A 12561-nucleotide genomic window follows, 5' to 3' on the forward strand; every position below is an offset into this window, starting at 1 on the left:
GGAAACTCCTGGAGGTGCCTTGAAGGTGCTTGGCGATGTTCAAAGGCGCGGGATCTTGGCGTCGGCGACCACCTGGGTCCACTTCTGCAGTTCTGCGGCGACCATGGCGGTCATTTCCTGCGGCGTGCTGCCGCGCACCTCGCCGCCCATCTCTTCCAGCCGGGCCTTGACGGCGGGCACCTGCAGCGCCTTCTGCGTCTCGGCGTGCAGGTGCTCGACGATGGTGCGCGGCGTGCCTGCGGGCAGCATCCAGCCGGCCCAGGACCGCACATCAAAGCCGGCGACACTCTGCTCGGCGACGGTGGGCACCTCGGGCATGCCGGTCCAGCGCTGCGCGCCCGTGACCGCCAGCGCCCGCAGCTTGCCGGCCTTCAACTGGCCCAGCACGGCCGTCGGGGGCGCGACGATGAACGGGATCTCGCCGCCCAGCAGAGCGGTGATGGAGGCCGAATCGCCACGGAAAGGCACATGCAGGAACTCGACCCCGGCCATCTTCGCCAGCAGCTCGCCCACCAGGTGGTGGGTCGAGCCGACGCCGGCGCTGCCGTAAGCGATGCCGCCCTTGGTGGCCTTGGCGGCGGTCAGCACATCGCGCAGGGTGCGGTACTTGCTGTCGGCCTGGGTGACGAGGAGGAAGGGGAAGAAGGTGATGGTGGACACCATCTGGAAGCTGGTGACCGTCTGGTAGGGCAGCTTCTCGTACAAGGCGCCCGCGACCGCGTGGCCGCCGGTGGCCAGCAGCATCGTGTAGCCGTCGGAGGCGGCCCGCGCGACGGCCCCGGACGCCAGCGTGCCGCCAGCCCCCGCCAGCGCCTCGACCACGAAGGGCTGGCCCAGGCCCTTGCTCATCTCGGTGCCCACGAGCCGGGCGATGGCGTCCGCGTTGCCGCCGGCCGCGAAGCCCTGCAGCACCTTGACGGGCCGCTGCGGCCAGGATTGGGCCTGCGCATGCGGCAGGCAGACCGCGCCGAGCGCGGCGAGCGTGAAGTGGCGACGTTGCATGGGGTTGTCTCCTTCGTACTTCGGGTGGGGAAGGTCGGGCGGTTCAGGTCACGTCATGTCGTGTCGCGTCAGACCTGGGCCACCACCGGATTGCGCAGCAGGCCGATGCCTTCGATCTCGACCTCGACCACATCGCCCGGTTTCATGAAGCGCTGCGGCCGGCGGCTCCAGCCCACCCCGGCCGGCGTGCCGGTGGCGATCACGTCGCCAGGCACCAGCGTGAAGATGGTCGAGGCGTAGGCGATCAGGCGCGGGATCGAGAAGATCATGTGGCCGGTGTGGCTGTCCTGGACCGTCTCGCCGTTCAGCCGGGTGACCAGCTTCAGGTTGCGGCCCGGTGCGATCTCGTCGGCGGTGACCATCCACGGGCCGAAGGGGCCAGTGCCCTCGAAGTTCTTGCCGGAGGCGATCTGCTTGGCGTGGAACTGCCACTCGCGCACGCTCACGTCGTTGTAGACCGAGTAGCCGGCGACGTGTTCGTAGGCCTGCTCGGCGGGGATGTCGCGGCCGGGCTTGCCGATGATCACCGCCAGTTCGCCCTCCCAGTCCAGCGTGTCGGACACACGCGGAAAGACCACCGGCTGTCCGTGGCCGACCTGGGAGCGCCACACGCGCAGGAAGATCGGTGGCTCGTCCGACAGCTCGCGCTGCATGCCGGCGGCGATCACCTCCTGGTGGTGGTCCATGTAGTTGCGCACGGCGCAGACGATCTTCTCGGCCCGCGGGATGACCGGCAGAAAGTGCAGCCCCTCCAGCGGCAATTCGGCGGTCAGGCCTTGCACCAGCGCATCGCGCCGATCGAAATCGGGGCTGCCCAGGAAGTCGGCCAGCGTCGCGTGGCCGGTCCGTGCGGCCAGCGACACGACGCCATCGCCGACGACGGTGCCCCAGGTTTCGCGGCCGTCTTGAAGGTAGGACAAGAGTTTCATGTGGATCTCCGTGCAGTGGCGGGGTGGGTGCCCGTGTCGAGGTCAGTGATGGGCACAATACTGTCTTTTATGCATAAAACAGGATATGGGCACAAACCCGGAAAAGGGTGGTCTGGCGTGGAGGCATAATTTCCGCGTGACCCCAGACCTTGATGACAGCCCAGAGACCCCGGTGGCCGAGCGCGCCTATCGCGCCTTGCGGCAGGCCATCGTGCGCTGCGAGTTCGAGCCCGGCGAGCGGCTGCGCGTCGAGGACATCAGCCGGCGTTTTTCGGTGAGCAGCAGCCCCGTGCGCGAGGCGCTGAACCGTCTGTCCGAGCAGGGCCTTGTGCGTGCGCTGGAGAACCGCGGCTTCCGCGTGGCACCGCTGACGGCGGCGGGGGTCAGCGATCTGGCCCGTGTGCGCACGCTGGTCGAATGCGAAGCCTTGCGGGACGCGATCGTCCATGGCTCGGATGCCTGGGAGTCGCAGGCCGTGGCGGCGGGGCATGCGCTGGGGCTGGCCGAGCGCCGCCTGGGTGACAAGCCCCAGACACTGGACGACGACTGGTCCGCCCGCCACCGCGCCTTCCACCTGGGCCTGTACGCCGGGTGCACGTCGCCGCTGCTGCTGGACATGGCGGATGTGTTGTTCGACAACGCCGAGCGCTACCGCCGCTGGGCTGCCCGCTGGCGCCAGACACCACGGCGCAAGCACGATGAGCACCAGCAACTGCTCGATGCCGCCCTCTCGCGCGACGCGGAGCGTGCGGCCGAGCTGCTGCGGCGGCACATCCTGCACACCGAGCAGCTGGTGGCGGCGGCGCTGGTCAACAAGGCGGCCAACGGCCTGCAATGACGGCGTCGCTGCGGGGTTCGTTGTCAAGCCTGGCTTGATGGTGGTGCCGAATCCATTGCTTGTCGCCACCAATCGCCGCGACCAGACTCGGCGCCTTGTTTTGCCACCCGAGGATCGAAACACCATGCTGGAGACAAGCCAACACACGGCGCTCGCACACGAGCTGGATACATCCGAGCGCACCCGCGTGCAGGTCGAACAGTTCTCGCGCCGCTTCCCCGAGATGACGATCGCCGACAGCTACGCGATCCAGCGTGAATGGGTGCGCTTGCAGCGGGAAGCCGGCCGGCAGGTGGTGGGCCACAAGATCGGCCTGACCTCGCGCGCGATGCAGATCTCGTCGCAGATCACCGAACCCGACTACGGCACGCTGCTCGACAGCATGGTGCTGCGCGACGGCAGCGAGGTGGAGGCGGCGCGCTTCATCCTGCCGCGGCTGGAGGTGGAGTTCGCGTTCATCCTGGCGCGTCCCCTGTCTGGTCCGGGCGTCACCTTGTTCGATGTGCTCAATGCCACCGACTACGTCGTGCCCGCGCTCGAACTCATCGACGCCCGCATCGAGCAGTTCGACCGCCACACCAAGGCGCCGCGCAAGGTGCTCGACACCATCGCCGACAACGCGGCCAACGCCGGCATCGTGCTGGGCGGCCGGCCGATGCGCCCCGACGCGGTGGACTGGCGCTGGGCGGGCGCGCTGCTGTTCAAGAACGGCGTGATCGAGGAGTCGGGGCTGGGGGCGGCGGTGCTGAACCACCCTGGCAACGGCGTGGCGTGGCTGGCCAACAAGCTCGCTCCTTACGGAGAAAGCCTGGCCGCGGGCGAGATCGTGCTGGGGGGGAGTTTCACCCGTCCGGTGGCCTGCGCCGCGGGCGATACTTTCCACGCAGACTACGGCCCGCTCGGTTCGATTTCCTTGAGGTTCATCTGATGAAGACACCCGCCAATGCCTTCAAGCAAGCCATCGCGTCGCCGGGCGCCCAGATTGGTCTGTGGCTCGGTCTGGCCGATCCGTACGCGGCAGAACTCTGTGCGACCGCAGGCTTCGACTGGCTGCTGATCGACGGCGAGCACGGCCCGAACGACCTGCGCTCCATGCTCGGCAGTCTGCAGGCGGTCGCGCCGTACCCCGCCCACCCGGTGCTGCGCATTCCGCAGGGTGACGCCGCGCTGATCAAGCAGGTGCTGGAGATCGGCGCCACGACGCTGCTGGTGCCGATGGTGGAGACGGCGGAGCAGGCGCGGGCGCTGGTGGCCGCGACGCGCTACCCGCCGCGGGGTGTCCGAGGGGTGGGCAGCGGTCTGGCGAGGTCATCGCGCTGGAGCGATTACCCGCGCTATCTGCACGAAGCCGATGACGGCATCTGCCTGCTGGTGCAGGTGGAGACCGCCTCGGCGCTGGCGCAGCTCGACGAGATCGCCGCCGTGGACGGGGTGGACGGCGTGTTCATCGGGCCGGCCGACCTGTCGGCGTCGATGGGCCACCTCGGCAATCCGGGTCACCCGGATGTGCAGGCCGCGATCGACAGCGGCATTGCGCGCATCCTGGCCGCCGGCAAGGCGCCGGGCATCCTGTCGGTCGACGAGACCCTGGCCCGCCACTACATCGCTTTGGGGGCGCGGTTCGTGGCGGTGGGGGTTGAGGCGACGATGCTGGCGCGGGTGACCCGGGAGCTGGCGGGGCGGTTCAAGGGGCCGCGCGAGGGGACGGCGGGAGGCGGTTCGTACTGATCCGCTGGCTCACTTCTGCGCCAGCACCCACGTCACCAGCGTCTTCGCCTCATCCGGCGTCACGGCATTGGCCGGCATCGGGATCTGTCCCCAGGCGCCGACACCCCCCTTGATGACCTTCTCGGACAGCTTGGCGACCGCGTCCTTCTGGCCGGCGTACTTGGCGGCGATGTCCTTGTAAGCCGGGCCGACCAGCTTCTTGTCCACGGCGTGGCAGGCCATGCAGTTCTTCTTCTGGGCCAGTTCGGCATTGGCGAACACGGGGCTGGAGAGGGTGGTGATGGCCAGGGCGGCCAGCGCGAACAGGGTTTTCATGGAGTGGTTTCCGTTGGGTCGGTTGGGCATCGGGGCACCTGGCGGCGAGGTCGCCGCGCGCATGTCCGCAACGCGCAACGATTGTAGAAGCGCTGCCGTTGACTCCGTGGCGGTCTGCTGGCGTGCGGAATGTCGCCTTCCTGGCGGTATGCTGCACAGCTGCTGCATGGAGGAGTTCGCATGGCATTCGTCTGGTTGGGTGTGCTCGCCCTGGTGCTGAAAGGGCTGGAGATCGGCCCGGTCGCCCAGTGGTCGTGGTGGGCGGTGCTGTCGCCGTTTCTGGTGGCGGTGGTGTGGTGGGCCTTTTCTGACGCCATGGGGTTCACGGCCCGGGCCCGCCAGAAACGCGAGGATGTGCGTCGCGAACAGCGCCGGCGCAATACCGTCGAGTCGCTCGGCCGCAAGACGCCGCTGCCCAGACGCCGCTGATGCGGCAGGGCTGTTCGCCGCAACGGCGACAATCCAGCCCCTCTTCCCCTGTTCCCCTCTCCCACGGAGTGCTGCCGATGCTCGTGCATCCCCAATTCGACCCGGTTGCACTCAACCTGGGTTTCATCCAGATCCATTGGTATGGCCTGACCTATCTGGCCGCCTTCGGCCTGTTCTACTGGCTCGCCACCCGCCGGATCCAGCAGGCGCCGTATGCCGGCGGTGGCTGGACCCCGCGCGAAGTCGAAGACCTGCTGTTCTACGGCGTCGTGGGCGTGATCCTGGGCGGCCGGCTCGGCTATGTGCTGTTCTACAAGCCCGCCTATTACCTGCAGAATCCGGCCGAGATCCTGGCCGTATGGCAAGGGGGCATGGCCTTCCACGGCGGCTTGCTGGGCGTGATCGTGGCGATGGCGGTGTTCGCCCGGATGCGCAACAAGCGCTTCTTCGAAGTCACCGACCTGGTGGCGCCGTGTGTGCCGACCGGACTGGCCTGCGGGCGGCTCGGCAACTTCATCAACGGCGAACTTTGGGGCCGCGCCGCGGATGCCAGCGTGCCGTGGGCGATGCTGTTCCCGCAGTCGGGGACCGAGATCGCGCGCCATCCGTCGCAGCTCTACCAGTTCCTGCTGGAGGGGCTGCTGCTGTTCGTGCTGCTGTGGTTCTACGGCAAGTCCCGCTCGGCCCACCACCGGGCGGACGGCACGCCGGTCTGGGGCCGTGTGTCGGGCATGTTCCTGATCGGCTATGGGGCGTTCCGCTTCATCGCCGAGTATTTCCGCGAGCCGGACAGCTTCCTGGGCCTGCTGGCGCTGAACCTGAGCATGGGGCAGTGGCTGTGCGTGCCGATGGTGCTCGCGGGCATGGGCCTCTGGGCCTGGGCGGGGAGACGCGCATGAGCGGGCCGCTGCGGGTGCTGGGCATTGAGTCCTCGTGCGACGAGACCGGCGTCGCGCTGGTCGAGCTGCCCGAAGGCGTGGGTGGGTCTGCGCCGCCGCGGCTGCTGGCGCAGACGCTGCACAGCCAGATCGACATGCACCAAGCCTATGGCGGCGTGGTGCCCGAGCTGGCCTCGCGGGACCACATCCGCCGCGCCGTGCCGCTGCTGCGCGAGACGCTGGCGGGTGCGGGGCTGGCGCTGGACGCAGTGGATGTCGTCGCCTACACGCGCGGGCCGGGGCTGGCGGGCGCGCTGCTGGTCGGCACCGGCATGGCCTGCGCGCTGGGCATGGCGCTGGACCGGCCGGTGCTGGGCGTGCACCACCTGGAGGGGCATCTGCTGTCGCCGTTCCTGTCGGCCGATCCGCCGGAGTTCCCCTTCGTCGCGCTGCTGGTGTCGGGCGGGCATACGCAGCTCATGCGGGTCGATGGGGTCGGGCGTTACACGATGCTCGGCGAGACCATCGACGATGCGGCCGGCGAAGCCTTCGACAAGACCGCCAAGATGCTCGGCCTGGGCTATCCGGGCGGCCCGGCGCTGGCGGGTCTGGCGGAGCAGGGCGATGACACGGCGTTCAAGCTGCCCCGACCGCTGCTGCGCGGCGAGTTGCTGGATTTCTCCTTCGCCGGGCTGAAGACGGCCGTCTGGACGCAGCTGAACAAGCTCGACGCCGCTGCGCCGAACGCCGCGCAGGCGCGGGCGGATCTCGCCGCCTCGACCCAGGCGGCGATCGTGGATGTGCTGGTGGCGAAGTCGCTGCTGGCACTGAAGCAGACGGGTCTGCAGCGGCTGGTCGTGGCGGGCGGCGTCGGGGCGAACCGGCGGCTGCGGGCGCAGCTGGACGCGCAGTGCCGCCGGCGTGGTGTGCGGGTCCACTATCCGGAGCTGCACCTGTGCACCGACAACGGCGCCATGATCGCGCTGGCCGGCGCGATGCGGCTGCAGAGCGGTCAGGCCGAGCCGAGCCGGGACTATGCCTTTGATGTCCGGCCGAGGTGGGATCTTTGTGGTGCGCAATGCATAATTCAAAATCCATGAAAACACATCCCACTTCCTTTCCTGCGCTCGCCTTGGCGGGCGCTTTTGCGTTCGGTGCATCTGCAGCCCAGGCGGCCGAGCCCATCCGCATCGCGCTGATCGAGGGTCTGTCCGGCCCCTTCGCCAATGCAGGCGAAGCGGTGGCCCGCAACATCACCTGGGCGATCGAGCGCGTGAATGCCCGCGGCGGCGTGAAGCTGCCTGGTGGCAACCGGCCGCTCGAACTGGTCCGCATGGACAGCAAGGGCAACACCGAAGAAGCCCTGTCTGTGCTGAAAAGCGCTACCGACCAGTCGATTCCGGTCGTGCTGCAGGGCAACAGCTCGGCCACTGCCTCCGCACTGATCGACGCCCTCAACAAGCACAACGACCGCGAGCCGAAGCGCCGCGCCCTGTTCCTCAACTACTCCGCGGTCGAGCCCTCGTTGACCAACGAGAAGTGCAGCCCATGGCATTTCCGCTTCGACGCCCACGCCGACATGCGTCTGGCGGCCCTCACCGATGTGCTGCAGCAGGACAGCGCGATCAAGCGTGTCTACCTGATCGGCCAGGACTACAGCTTCGGCCAGCACGTCGTGCGCCAGGGCAGGGCGATGATCGCGGCCAAGCGCCCGGACATCCAGTTCGTCGGCGAGGAGCTGCACCCGGTCGGCCGCGTCAAGGACTTCCTGCCCTACGCGACCAAGATCAAGGCCAGTGGCGCGCAGGCGGTGGTCACCGGCAACTGGGGCAATGACCTGACGCTGCTGGTCAAGGCGGCGCGGGATGTCGGCTTCGAGGGCAAGTTCTACACCTTCTATGGCAATGCGCTGGGCGTGCCGGGCGCGCTGGGCGATGCCGGCGTGGGGCGTGTCGTGGCGGTGGCCGAGTGGCATCCCAATGCAGGCGGCAAGGCGACCGAGGCATTCGTGTCCAGCTTCCGCCAGCGTTTTCCCCGCCCCGAGGATGACTATCTCCATGTGCGCATGCAGGTGATGGTCGAGATGCTGGCGCAGGCGATGGAGCGCGCCCGCAGCACCGAGGCCACGGCGGTGGCCAAGGCGCTGTCGGGCGCACGCTACGACGGCCGGGCGCTGGGCGGGCTCGGCGCCGGCCTGATGCGCGCGGGGGACCACCAGTTCATCCAGCCGCTCTACGTCAGCACGATGCAGAAGGCCGGCACGGACGGCGTGCGCTTCGATGTCGAGGGCTCGGGCTACGGGTTCCGCACCGTCCGTTATCTGACCGCCGAGCAGACGACGCAGCCACATTCGTGCAAGATGGCCCCCCTCTGATCCTTGCGGATCTGTTCTGAGTGGGGTGTTCATGCGTCAGGTGATTGCCGATCTGTCGGCGTCTCGCATTCGTGAAGTGGCCAACGCCGGCCTGGGGCGCAGCGACGTGCTGGCCTTCTGGTTCGGCGAGAGCGACGAGATCACGCCGGTGCCGGTGCGCGATGCGGCGGTGACGTCGATCGAGGCGGGGGAGACCTTCTATGCCCACAACCTCGGCCTGCCGGTCCTGCGCGAGGCCATGTCGGGCTACATCTCGTCGCTGCACCGCCCGGTGGGCGTGGAGCGGATCGCGGTCACCTCATCCGGCGTGAATGCGCTGATGCTGGCGCAGCAGGCGCTGGTGGACGCGGGCGACGAGGTGGTGGTGGTCGTGCCGGTCTGGCCGAACCTGACGGCGCAGCCGGCGATCATGGGCGCGCGGGTGCGCCGCGTGAGCCTGCGGGCTGGCGCGGGCGCTTGGCGGCTGGACATGGACGAGCTGCTGGCAGCGGTGACATCGGCCACGCGGGTGCTGGTGCTCAACTCGCCGAACAACCCGACCGGCTGGACGCTGACCTGCGCCGAGCAGCAGGTGATCCTCGACCACTGCCGCCGCACCGGCACCTGGATCGTGTCCGATGAGGTCTACGAGCGGCTGTACTACCCCGATCCCGCGCCGCTGCCGGGGCAGGGCGTGTGTGCGCCCAGCTTCCTCGATCTGGCCGATCCGGACGATCGGGTAGCGGTGGTCCACAGCTTCTCGAAGTCCTTCCTGATGACGGGCTGGCGCCTGGGCAATCTGGTGGCACCCGCTGCGCTCACCGAGCAGCTCGGCAAGCTGATCGAGTTCAACACCTCGTGCGCGCCCGTGTTCGTGCAGCGGGCGGGGCTGGCGGCGCTGTCCGATGCGCCGGTGTCGGTGCCCGCGCTGCAGGCGCGGCTGCGGGTGTGTCGGGACACGCTGGTCGGCGCGCTGCAGGCGCTGCCACGGGTCGAGCTGGCGATGCCACCCGGGGCGATGTATGCGTTCCTGCGCATCGAGGGCGAAGGCGACTCGCTGGCGCTGGCCAAGCGGCTGGTGACCGACCACGGACTCGGTCTTGCGCCGGGGGCCGCCTTCGGTGATGAGGCCGAGGGCTGGCTGCGCTGGTGCTTTGCGTCACGCCAGCCGCAGCGGCTCCTCCAGGGGGCGGAGCGGCTGGCGCACGCCTTGGCGCTATAATCGCGGGCTTCGCCGCTGTTTCTGGTGGCGATGACACGCGCATGGGCGCGTACACGGCGCGGGGCGGTTTCCCCCACGACCGCAAGTGAACCCCGAAACCCCAAGGAAATTGTCATGTCCGAAATCAACAAGGCCGACGTCGTCGCCTCGAATGCCCGCTCCGCTGGCGACACCGGCTCGCCGGAAGTGCAGGTCGCCCTGCTGACCGCCCGCATCAACCACCTGACCCCGCACTTCAAGACCCACAAGAAGGACCACCATGGTCGTCGCGGTCTGCTGCGCATGGTCAGCCGCCGTCGCAAGCTGCTCGACTACCTGAAGGCCAAGGACGCCGACCGCTACACCTCGCTGATCCAGAAGCTGGGTCTGCGCAAGTAATTCGCACGCCATCTCGGCATGCCTGTGAAGAGCCTGTCTGGACCCTCCAGCACAGGCTCTTTGTCTTGACGGCCACGCGTGGGCGCTGCTGTGTCATTCCATCCTGATTTCCTGGGCCGGTCCCCGTGTCGCGGGTCCGGATGGAATGGCATCCCGCCGCGGTGACCGGCCACCTCGAAGAAAGAAAAACCATGAGTCTGTTCAACAAAGTCACCAAGACCTTCCAATGGGGTCAGCACACCGTCACGCTCGAAACCGGTGAAGTCGCCCGGCAAGCCAGTGGTGCGGTGATCGTCAACATGGATGACACCGTGGTGCTCGCCACCGTGGTGGCCCGCAAGGAAGCCAAGCCCGGCCAGGACTTCTTCCCGCTGACGGTCGACTACATCGAGAAGACCTACGCCGCTGGCAAGATCCCGGGCAGCTTCTTCAAGCGTGAAGCCAAGCCGAGCGAGTCGGAGGTGCTGACCAGCCGCCTGATCGACCGCCCGCTGCGTCCGCTGTTCCCGGAAGGCTTCTACAACGAAGTCCAGGTCGTGATCCACGTCCTGTCGCTGAACCCGGAAGCCTCGGCCGACATCGCCGCGCTGATCGGCTCCAGCGCCGCGCTGGCCATTTCCGGCATCCCGTTCAACGGCCCGGTGGGTGCGGCCCGCGTGGGCTATGTCAACGGCGAGTACGTGCTCAACCCCGGCCCGACGCAGCTCAAGTCGTCGCAGATGGACCTCGTCGTCGCCGGTACCGAAGCCGCCGTGCTGATGGTCGAGTCCGAAGCCGACCAGTTGACCGAAGAGGTCATGCTGGGTGCTGTGGTCTACGGCCACGAGCAGGCCAAGGCCGCCATTGCCGCGATCAACGACCTCGTGCGCGACGCCGGCAAGCCGGAATGGGACTGGCAGGCACCGGCCAAGAACGAGCCGCTGATCGCCAAGGTCGCCGAGTTCGGCCTGGCCAAGATCGAAGCGGCCTACCAGATCCGCTCCAAGCAGGCCCGCACCGACGCCTGCCGTACCGCCTACGCTGAAGTCAAGGCCGCGCTGAAGGCCGATGGCGTCGAGTTCGACGGCGTGGAAGTCGACAACCTGCTGTTCGAGATCGAAGCCAAGACCGTGCGTGGCCAGATCCTCGCCGGCGAGCCGCGCATCGACGGCCGCGACACCCGCACCGTGCGCCCGATCGAGATCCGCACTGGCGTGCTGCCGCGCACCCACGGCTCGGCGCTGTTCACCCGTGGTGAAACGCAGGCTCTGGTCGTCGCCACCCTTGGCACCGACCAGGACGCCCAGCGCATCGACGCGCTGGCCGGCGATTTCCGCGACACCTTCCTGTTCCACTACAACATGCCTCCCTTCGCCACTGGCGAAGCCGGCCGCATGGGCACGCCCAAGCGTCGCGAGACCGGCCACGGCCGCCTGGCCAAGCGCGCGCTCGTGCCGCTGCTGCCGAACCGCGAGGACTTCGCCTACACGATCCGTGTCGTCTCCGAGATCACCGAGTCCAACGGTTCGTCGTCGATGGCCTCCGTCTGCGGCGGCTGCCTGGCCATGATGGACGCCGGCGTGCCGATGAAGGCGCATGTCGCTGGCATCGCCATGGGCCTGATCAAGGACGGCAACCGATTCGCCGTGCTGACCGACATCCTGGGTGACGAGGATCACCTCGGCGACATGGACTTCAAGGTGGCCGGCACGACCACCGGCGTGACCGCTCTGCAGATGGACATCAAGATCCAGGGCATCACCAAGGAAATCATGCAGGTCGCGCTGGCGCAGGCCAAGGAAGCGCGTCTGCACATCCTGGGCAAGATGGTGGACGCGATGGGCACGGCCAACACCGAGGTCTCCGACTTCGCACCGCGCCTGTACACGATGAAGATCAACCCGGAAAAGATCCGTGACGTCATCGGCAAGGGTGGCTCGGTCATCCGTGCACTGACCGAAGAGACCGGCTGCCAGATCAACATCGACGAAGACGGCACCATCACGATCGCCTCGACCGACAGCGCCAAGGCCGATGTCGCCAAGAAGCGCATCGCCGACATCACCGCCGAAGCCGAGATCGGCAAGGTCTACGAAGGCCCGGTCGTCAAGATCCTGGACTTCGGTGCGCTGGTCAACGTGCTGCCGGGCAAGGATGGCCTGCTGCACATCAGCCAGATCGCCCACCAGCGTGTCGAGAAGGTCACCGACTTCCTGACCGAAGGCCAAATCGTCAAGGTCAAGGTGCTGGAGACGGACGAGAAGGGTCGCATCAAGCTGTCGATGAAGGCGCTGCTGGATCGTCCGGAGGGCATGGAAGAAGAGCGCTTCGAGCGCGCGCCGCGCCGCGAGTTCGGGGACCGCAATGACCGCGGCGACCGCGGTCCGCGCCGTGAGCGCAGCGAGCGCCCGCCGCGCAGCGAGCAGCCTGCTGCTGCGCCGGAATCGGCCGCTCCGGTGGCTGCACCGGAAGCCGGTTCGGAGCCGTCGCAGTCCTGATCCCTGTGCATC

At 68.1% G+C, this 12561-nt stretch carries 13 protein-coding genes; 10 read left to right on the plus strand and 3 right to left on the minus strand.

Translation table 11 applies throughout. The annotated features are described in order from the left end of the window. Positions 1-39 precede the first annotated feature (39 nt). Complete coding sequence (locus tag U5O44_RS18940) at positions 40-1002, minus strand: tripartite tricarboxylate transporter substrate binding protein (protein WP_322589955.1); 963 nt, start codon at positions 1000-1002, stop codon at positions 40-42. Between the two features lie 68 nt (positions 1003-1070). Continuing rightward, on the minus strand, positions 1071-1931 hold the full coding sequence (locus tag U5O44_RS18945) for a fumarylacetoacetate hydrolase family protein (RefSeq protein WP_322589956.1): 861 nt from the start codon (positions 1929-1931) through the stop codon (positions 1071-1073). A gap of 136 nt (positions 1932-2067) precedes the next feature. On the opposite strand from U5O44_RS18945, the gene U5O44_RS18950 reads away from it, so the two are divergent. The 3 genes from U5O44_RS18950 to hpaI all read left to right on the plus strand — a co-directional run bounded on the left by U5O44_RS18950 (position 2068) and on the right by hpaI (position 4497). Continuing rightward, positions 2068-2769: a GntR family transcriptional regulator gene (locus U5O44_RS18950; RefSeq protein WP_322589957.1), complete on the plus strand. Its 702-nt coding sequence runs from the start codon at positions 2068-2070 to the stop codon at positions 2767-2769. Between the two features lie 124 nt (positions 2770-2893). After that, on the plus strand, positions 2894-3697 hold the full coding sequence (gene hpaH, locus U5O44_RS18955) for a 2-oxo-hept-4-ene-1,7-dioate hydratase (protein ID WP_322589958.1): 804 nt from the start codon (positions 2894-2896) through the stop codon (positions 3695-3697). Then, positions 3697-4497: a 4-hydroxy-2-oxoheptanedioate aldolase gene (hpaI, locus tag U5O44_RS18960; RefSeq protein WP_322589959.1), complete on the plus strand. Its 801-nt coding sequence runs from the start codon at positions 3697-3699 to the stop codon at positions 4495-4497. The genes hpaH and hpaI overlap by 1 nt, the downstream gene beginning before the upstream one ends. A gap of 9 nt (positions 4498-4506) precedes the next feature. Here hpaI and U5O44_RS18965 read toward each other — a convergent pair whose 3' ends face one another. Beyond that, a complete protein-coding gene (locus U5O44_RS18965; protein ID WP_322589960.1) occupies positions 4507-4812 on the minus strand; it encodes a c-type cytochrome in 306 nt (101 codons plus the stop codon). Positions 4813-4992: 180 nt separating this feature from the next. Between U5O44_RS18965 and U5O44_RS18970 the strand changes: the two genes are divergently transcribed. The 7 genes from U5O44_RS18970 (at position 4993) to pnp (ending at position 12549) form a co-directional block, all read left to right on the plus strand. Then, positions 4993-5241, plus strand: coding sequence for a TIGR04438 family Trp-rich protein (locus tag U5O44_RS18970; protein ID WP_322589961.1), 249 nt, complete (start codon positions 4993-4995; stop codon positions 5239-5241). 77 nt (positions 5242-5318) lie between these two features. Further along, a complete protein-coding gene (lgt, locus tag U5O44_RS18975) occupies positions 5319-6140 on the plus strand; it encodes a prolipoprotein diacylglyceryl transferase (RefSeq protein WP_322589962.1) in 822 nt (273 codons plus the stop codon). Then, a complete protein-coding gene (tsaD, locus tag U5O44_RS18980; protein WP_322589963.1) occupies positions 6137-7219 on the plus strand; it encodes a tRNA (adenosine(37)-N6)-threonylcarbamoyltransferase complex transferase subunit TsaD in 1083 nt (360 codons plus the stop codon). Before lgt ends, tsaD begins: the two co-directional genes overlap by 4 nt. Then, positions 7216-8493 (plus strand): branched-chain amino acid ABC transporter substrate-binding protein, encoded by a 1278-nt coding sequence (locus U5O44_RS18985; protein ID WP_322589964.1) that lies wholly within the window; start codon positions 7216-7218, stop codon positions 8491-8493. The genes tsaD and U5O44_RS18985 overlap by 4 nt, the downstream gene beginning before the upstream one ends. A gap of 31 nt (positions 8494-8524) precedes the next feature. Then, entirely contained in the window at positions 8525-9694 is a 1170-nt protein-coding gene (locus U5O44_RS18990) for a pyridoxal phosphate-dependent aminotransferase (RefSeq protein WP_322589965.1), read from the plus strand. Between the two features lie 108 nt (positions 9695-9802). Further along, positions 9803-10072, plus strand: a complete 270-nt coding sequence (rpsO, locus tag U5O44_RS18995) for a 30S ribosomal protein S15 (RefSeq protein WP_322590531.1) — start codon at positions 9803-9805, stop codon at positions 10070-10072. Between the two features lie 191 nt (positions 10073-10263). After that, entirely contained in the window at positions 10264-12549 is a 2286-nt protein-coding gene (gene pnp / locus U5O44_RS19000) for a polyribonucleotide nucleotidyltransferase (protein WP_322589966.1), read from the plus strand. Positions 12550-12561 lie beyond the last annotated feature (12 nt).

The organism is Sphaerotilus sp. (assembly GCF_034519685.1).
In the GTDB taxonomy this organism is placed as follows: domain Bacteria; phylum Pseudomonadota; class Gammaproteobacteria; order Burkholderiales; family Burkholderiaceae_C; genus Sphaerotilus.

Excerpts from the sequence above, each read along its gene's own strand:
- U5O44_RS18940 (WP_322589955.1), bottom strand. The coding sequence starts at position 1,002 with ATGCAACGTCGCCACTTCACGCTCGCCGCGCTCGGCGCGGTCTGCCTG.
- U5O44_RS18945 (WP_322589956.1), bottom strand. The coding sequence starts at position 1,931 with ATGAAACTCTTGTCCTACCTTCAAGACGGCCGCGAAACCTGGGGCACC.
- hpaH (WP_322589958.1), top strand. The coding sequence starts at position 2,894 with ATGCTGGAGACAAGCCAACACACGGCGCTCGCACACGAGCTGGATACA.
- hpaI (WP_322589959.1), top strand. The coding sequence starts at position 3,697 with ATGAAGACACCCGCCAATGCCTTCAAGCAAGCCATCGCGTCGCCGGGC.
- U5O44_RS18965 (WP_322589960.1), bottom strand. The coding sequence starts at position 4,812 with ATGAAAACCCTGTTCGCGCTGGCCGCCCTGGCCATCACCACCCTCTCC.
- U5O44_RS18970 (WP_322589961.1), top strand. The coding sequence starts at position 4,993 with ATGGCATTCGTCTGGTTGGGTGTGCTCGCCCTGGTGCTGAAAGGGCTG.
- lgt (WP_322589962.1), top strand. The coding sequence starts at position 5,319 with ATGCTCGTGCATCCCCAATTCGACCCGGTTGCACTCAACCTGGGTTTC.
- tsaD (WP_322589963.1), top strand. The coding sequence starts at position 6,137 with ATGAGCGGGCCGCTGCGGGTGCTGGGCATTGAGTCCTCGTGCGACGAG.
- U5O44_RS18985 (WP_322589964.1), top strand. The coding sequence starts at position 7,216 with ATGAAAACACATCCCACTTCCTTTCCTGCGCTCGCCTTGGCGGGCGCT.
- U5O44_RS18990 (WP_322589965.1), top strand. The coding sequence starts at position 8,525 with ATGCGTCAGGTGATTGCCGATCTGTCGGCGTCTCGCATTCGTGAAGTG.
- pnp (WP_322589966.1), top strand. The coding sequence starts at position 10,264 with ATGAGTCTGTTCAACAAAGTCACCAAGACCTTCCAATGGGGTCAGCAC.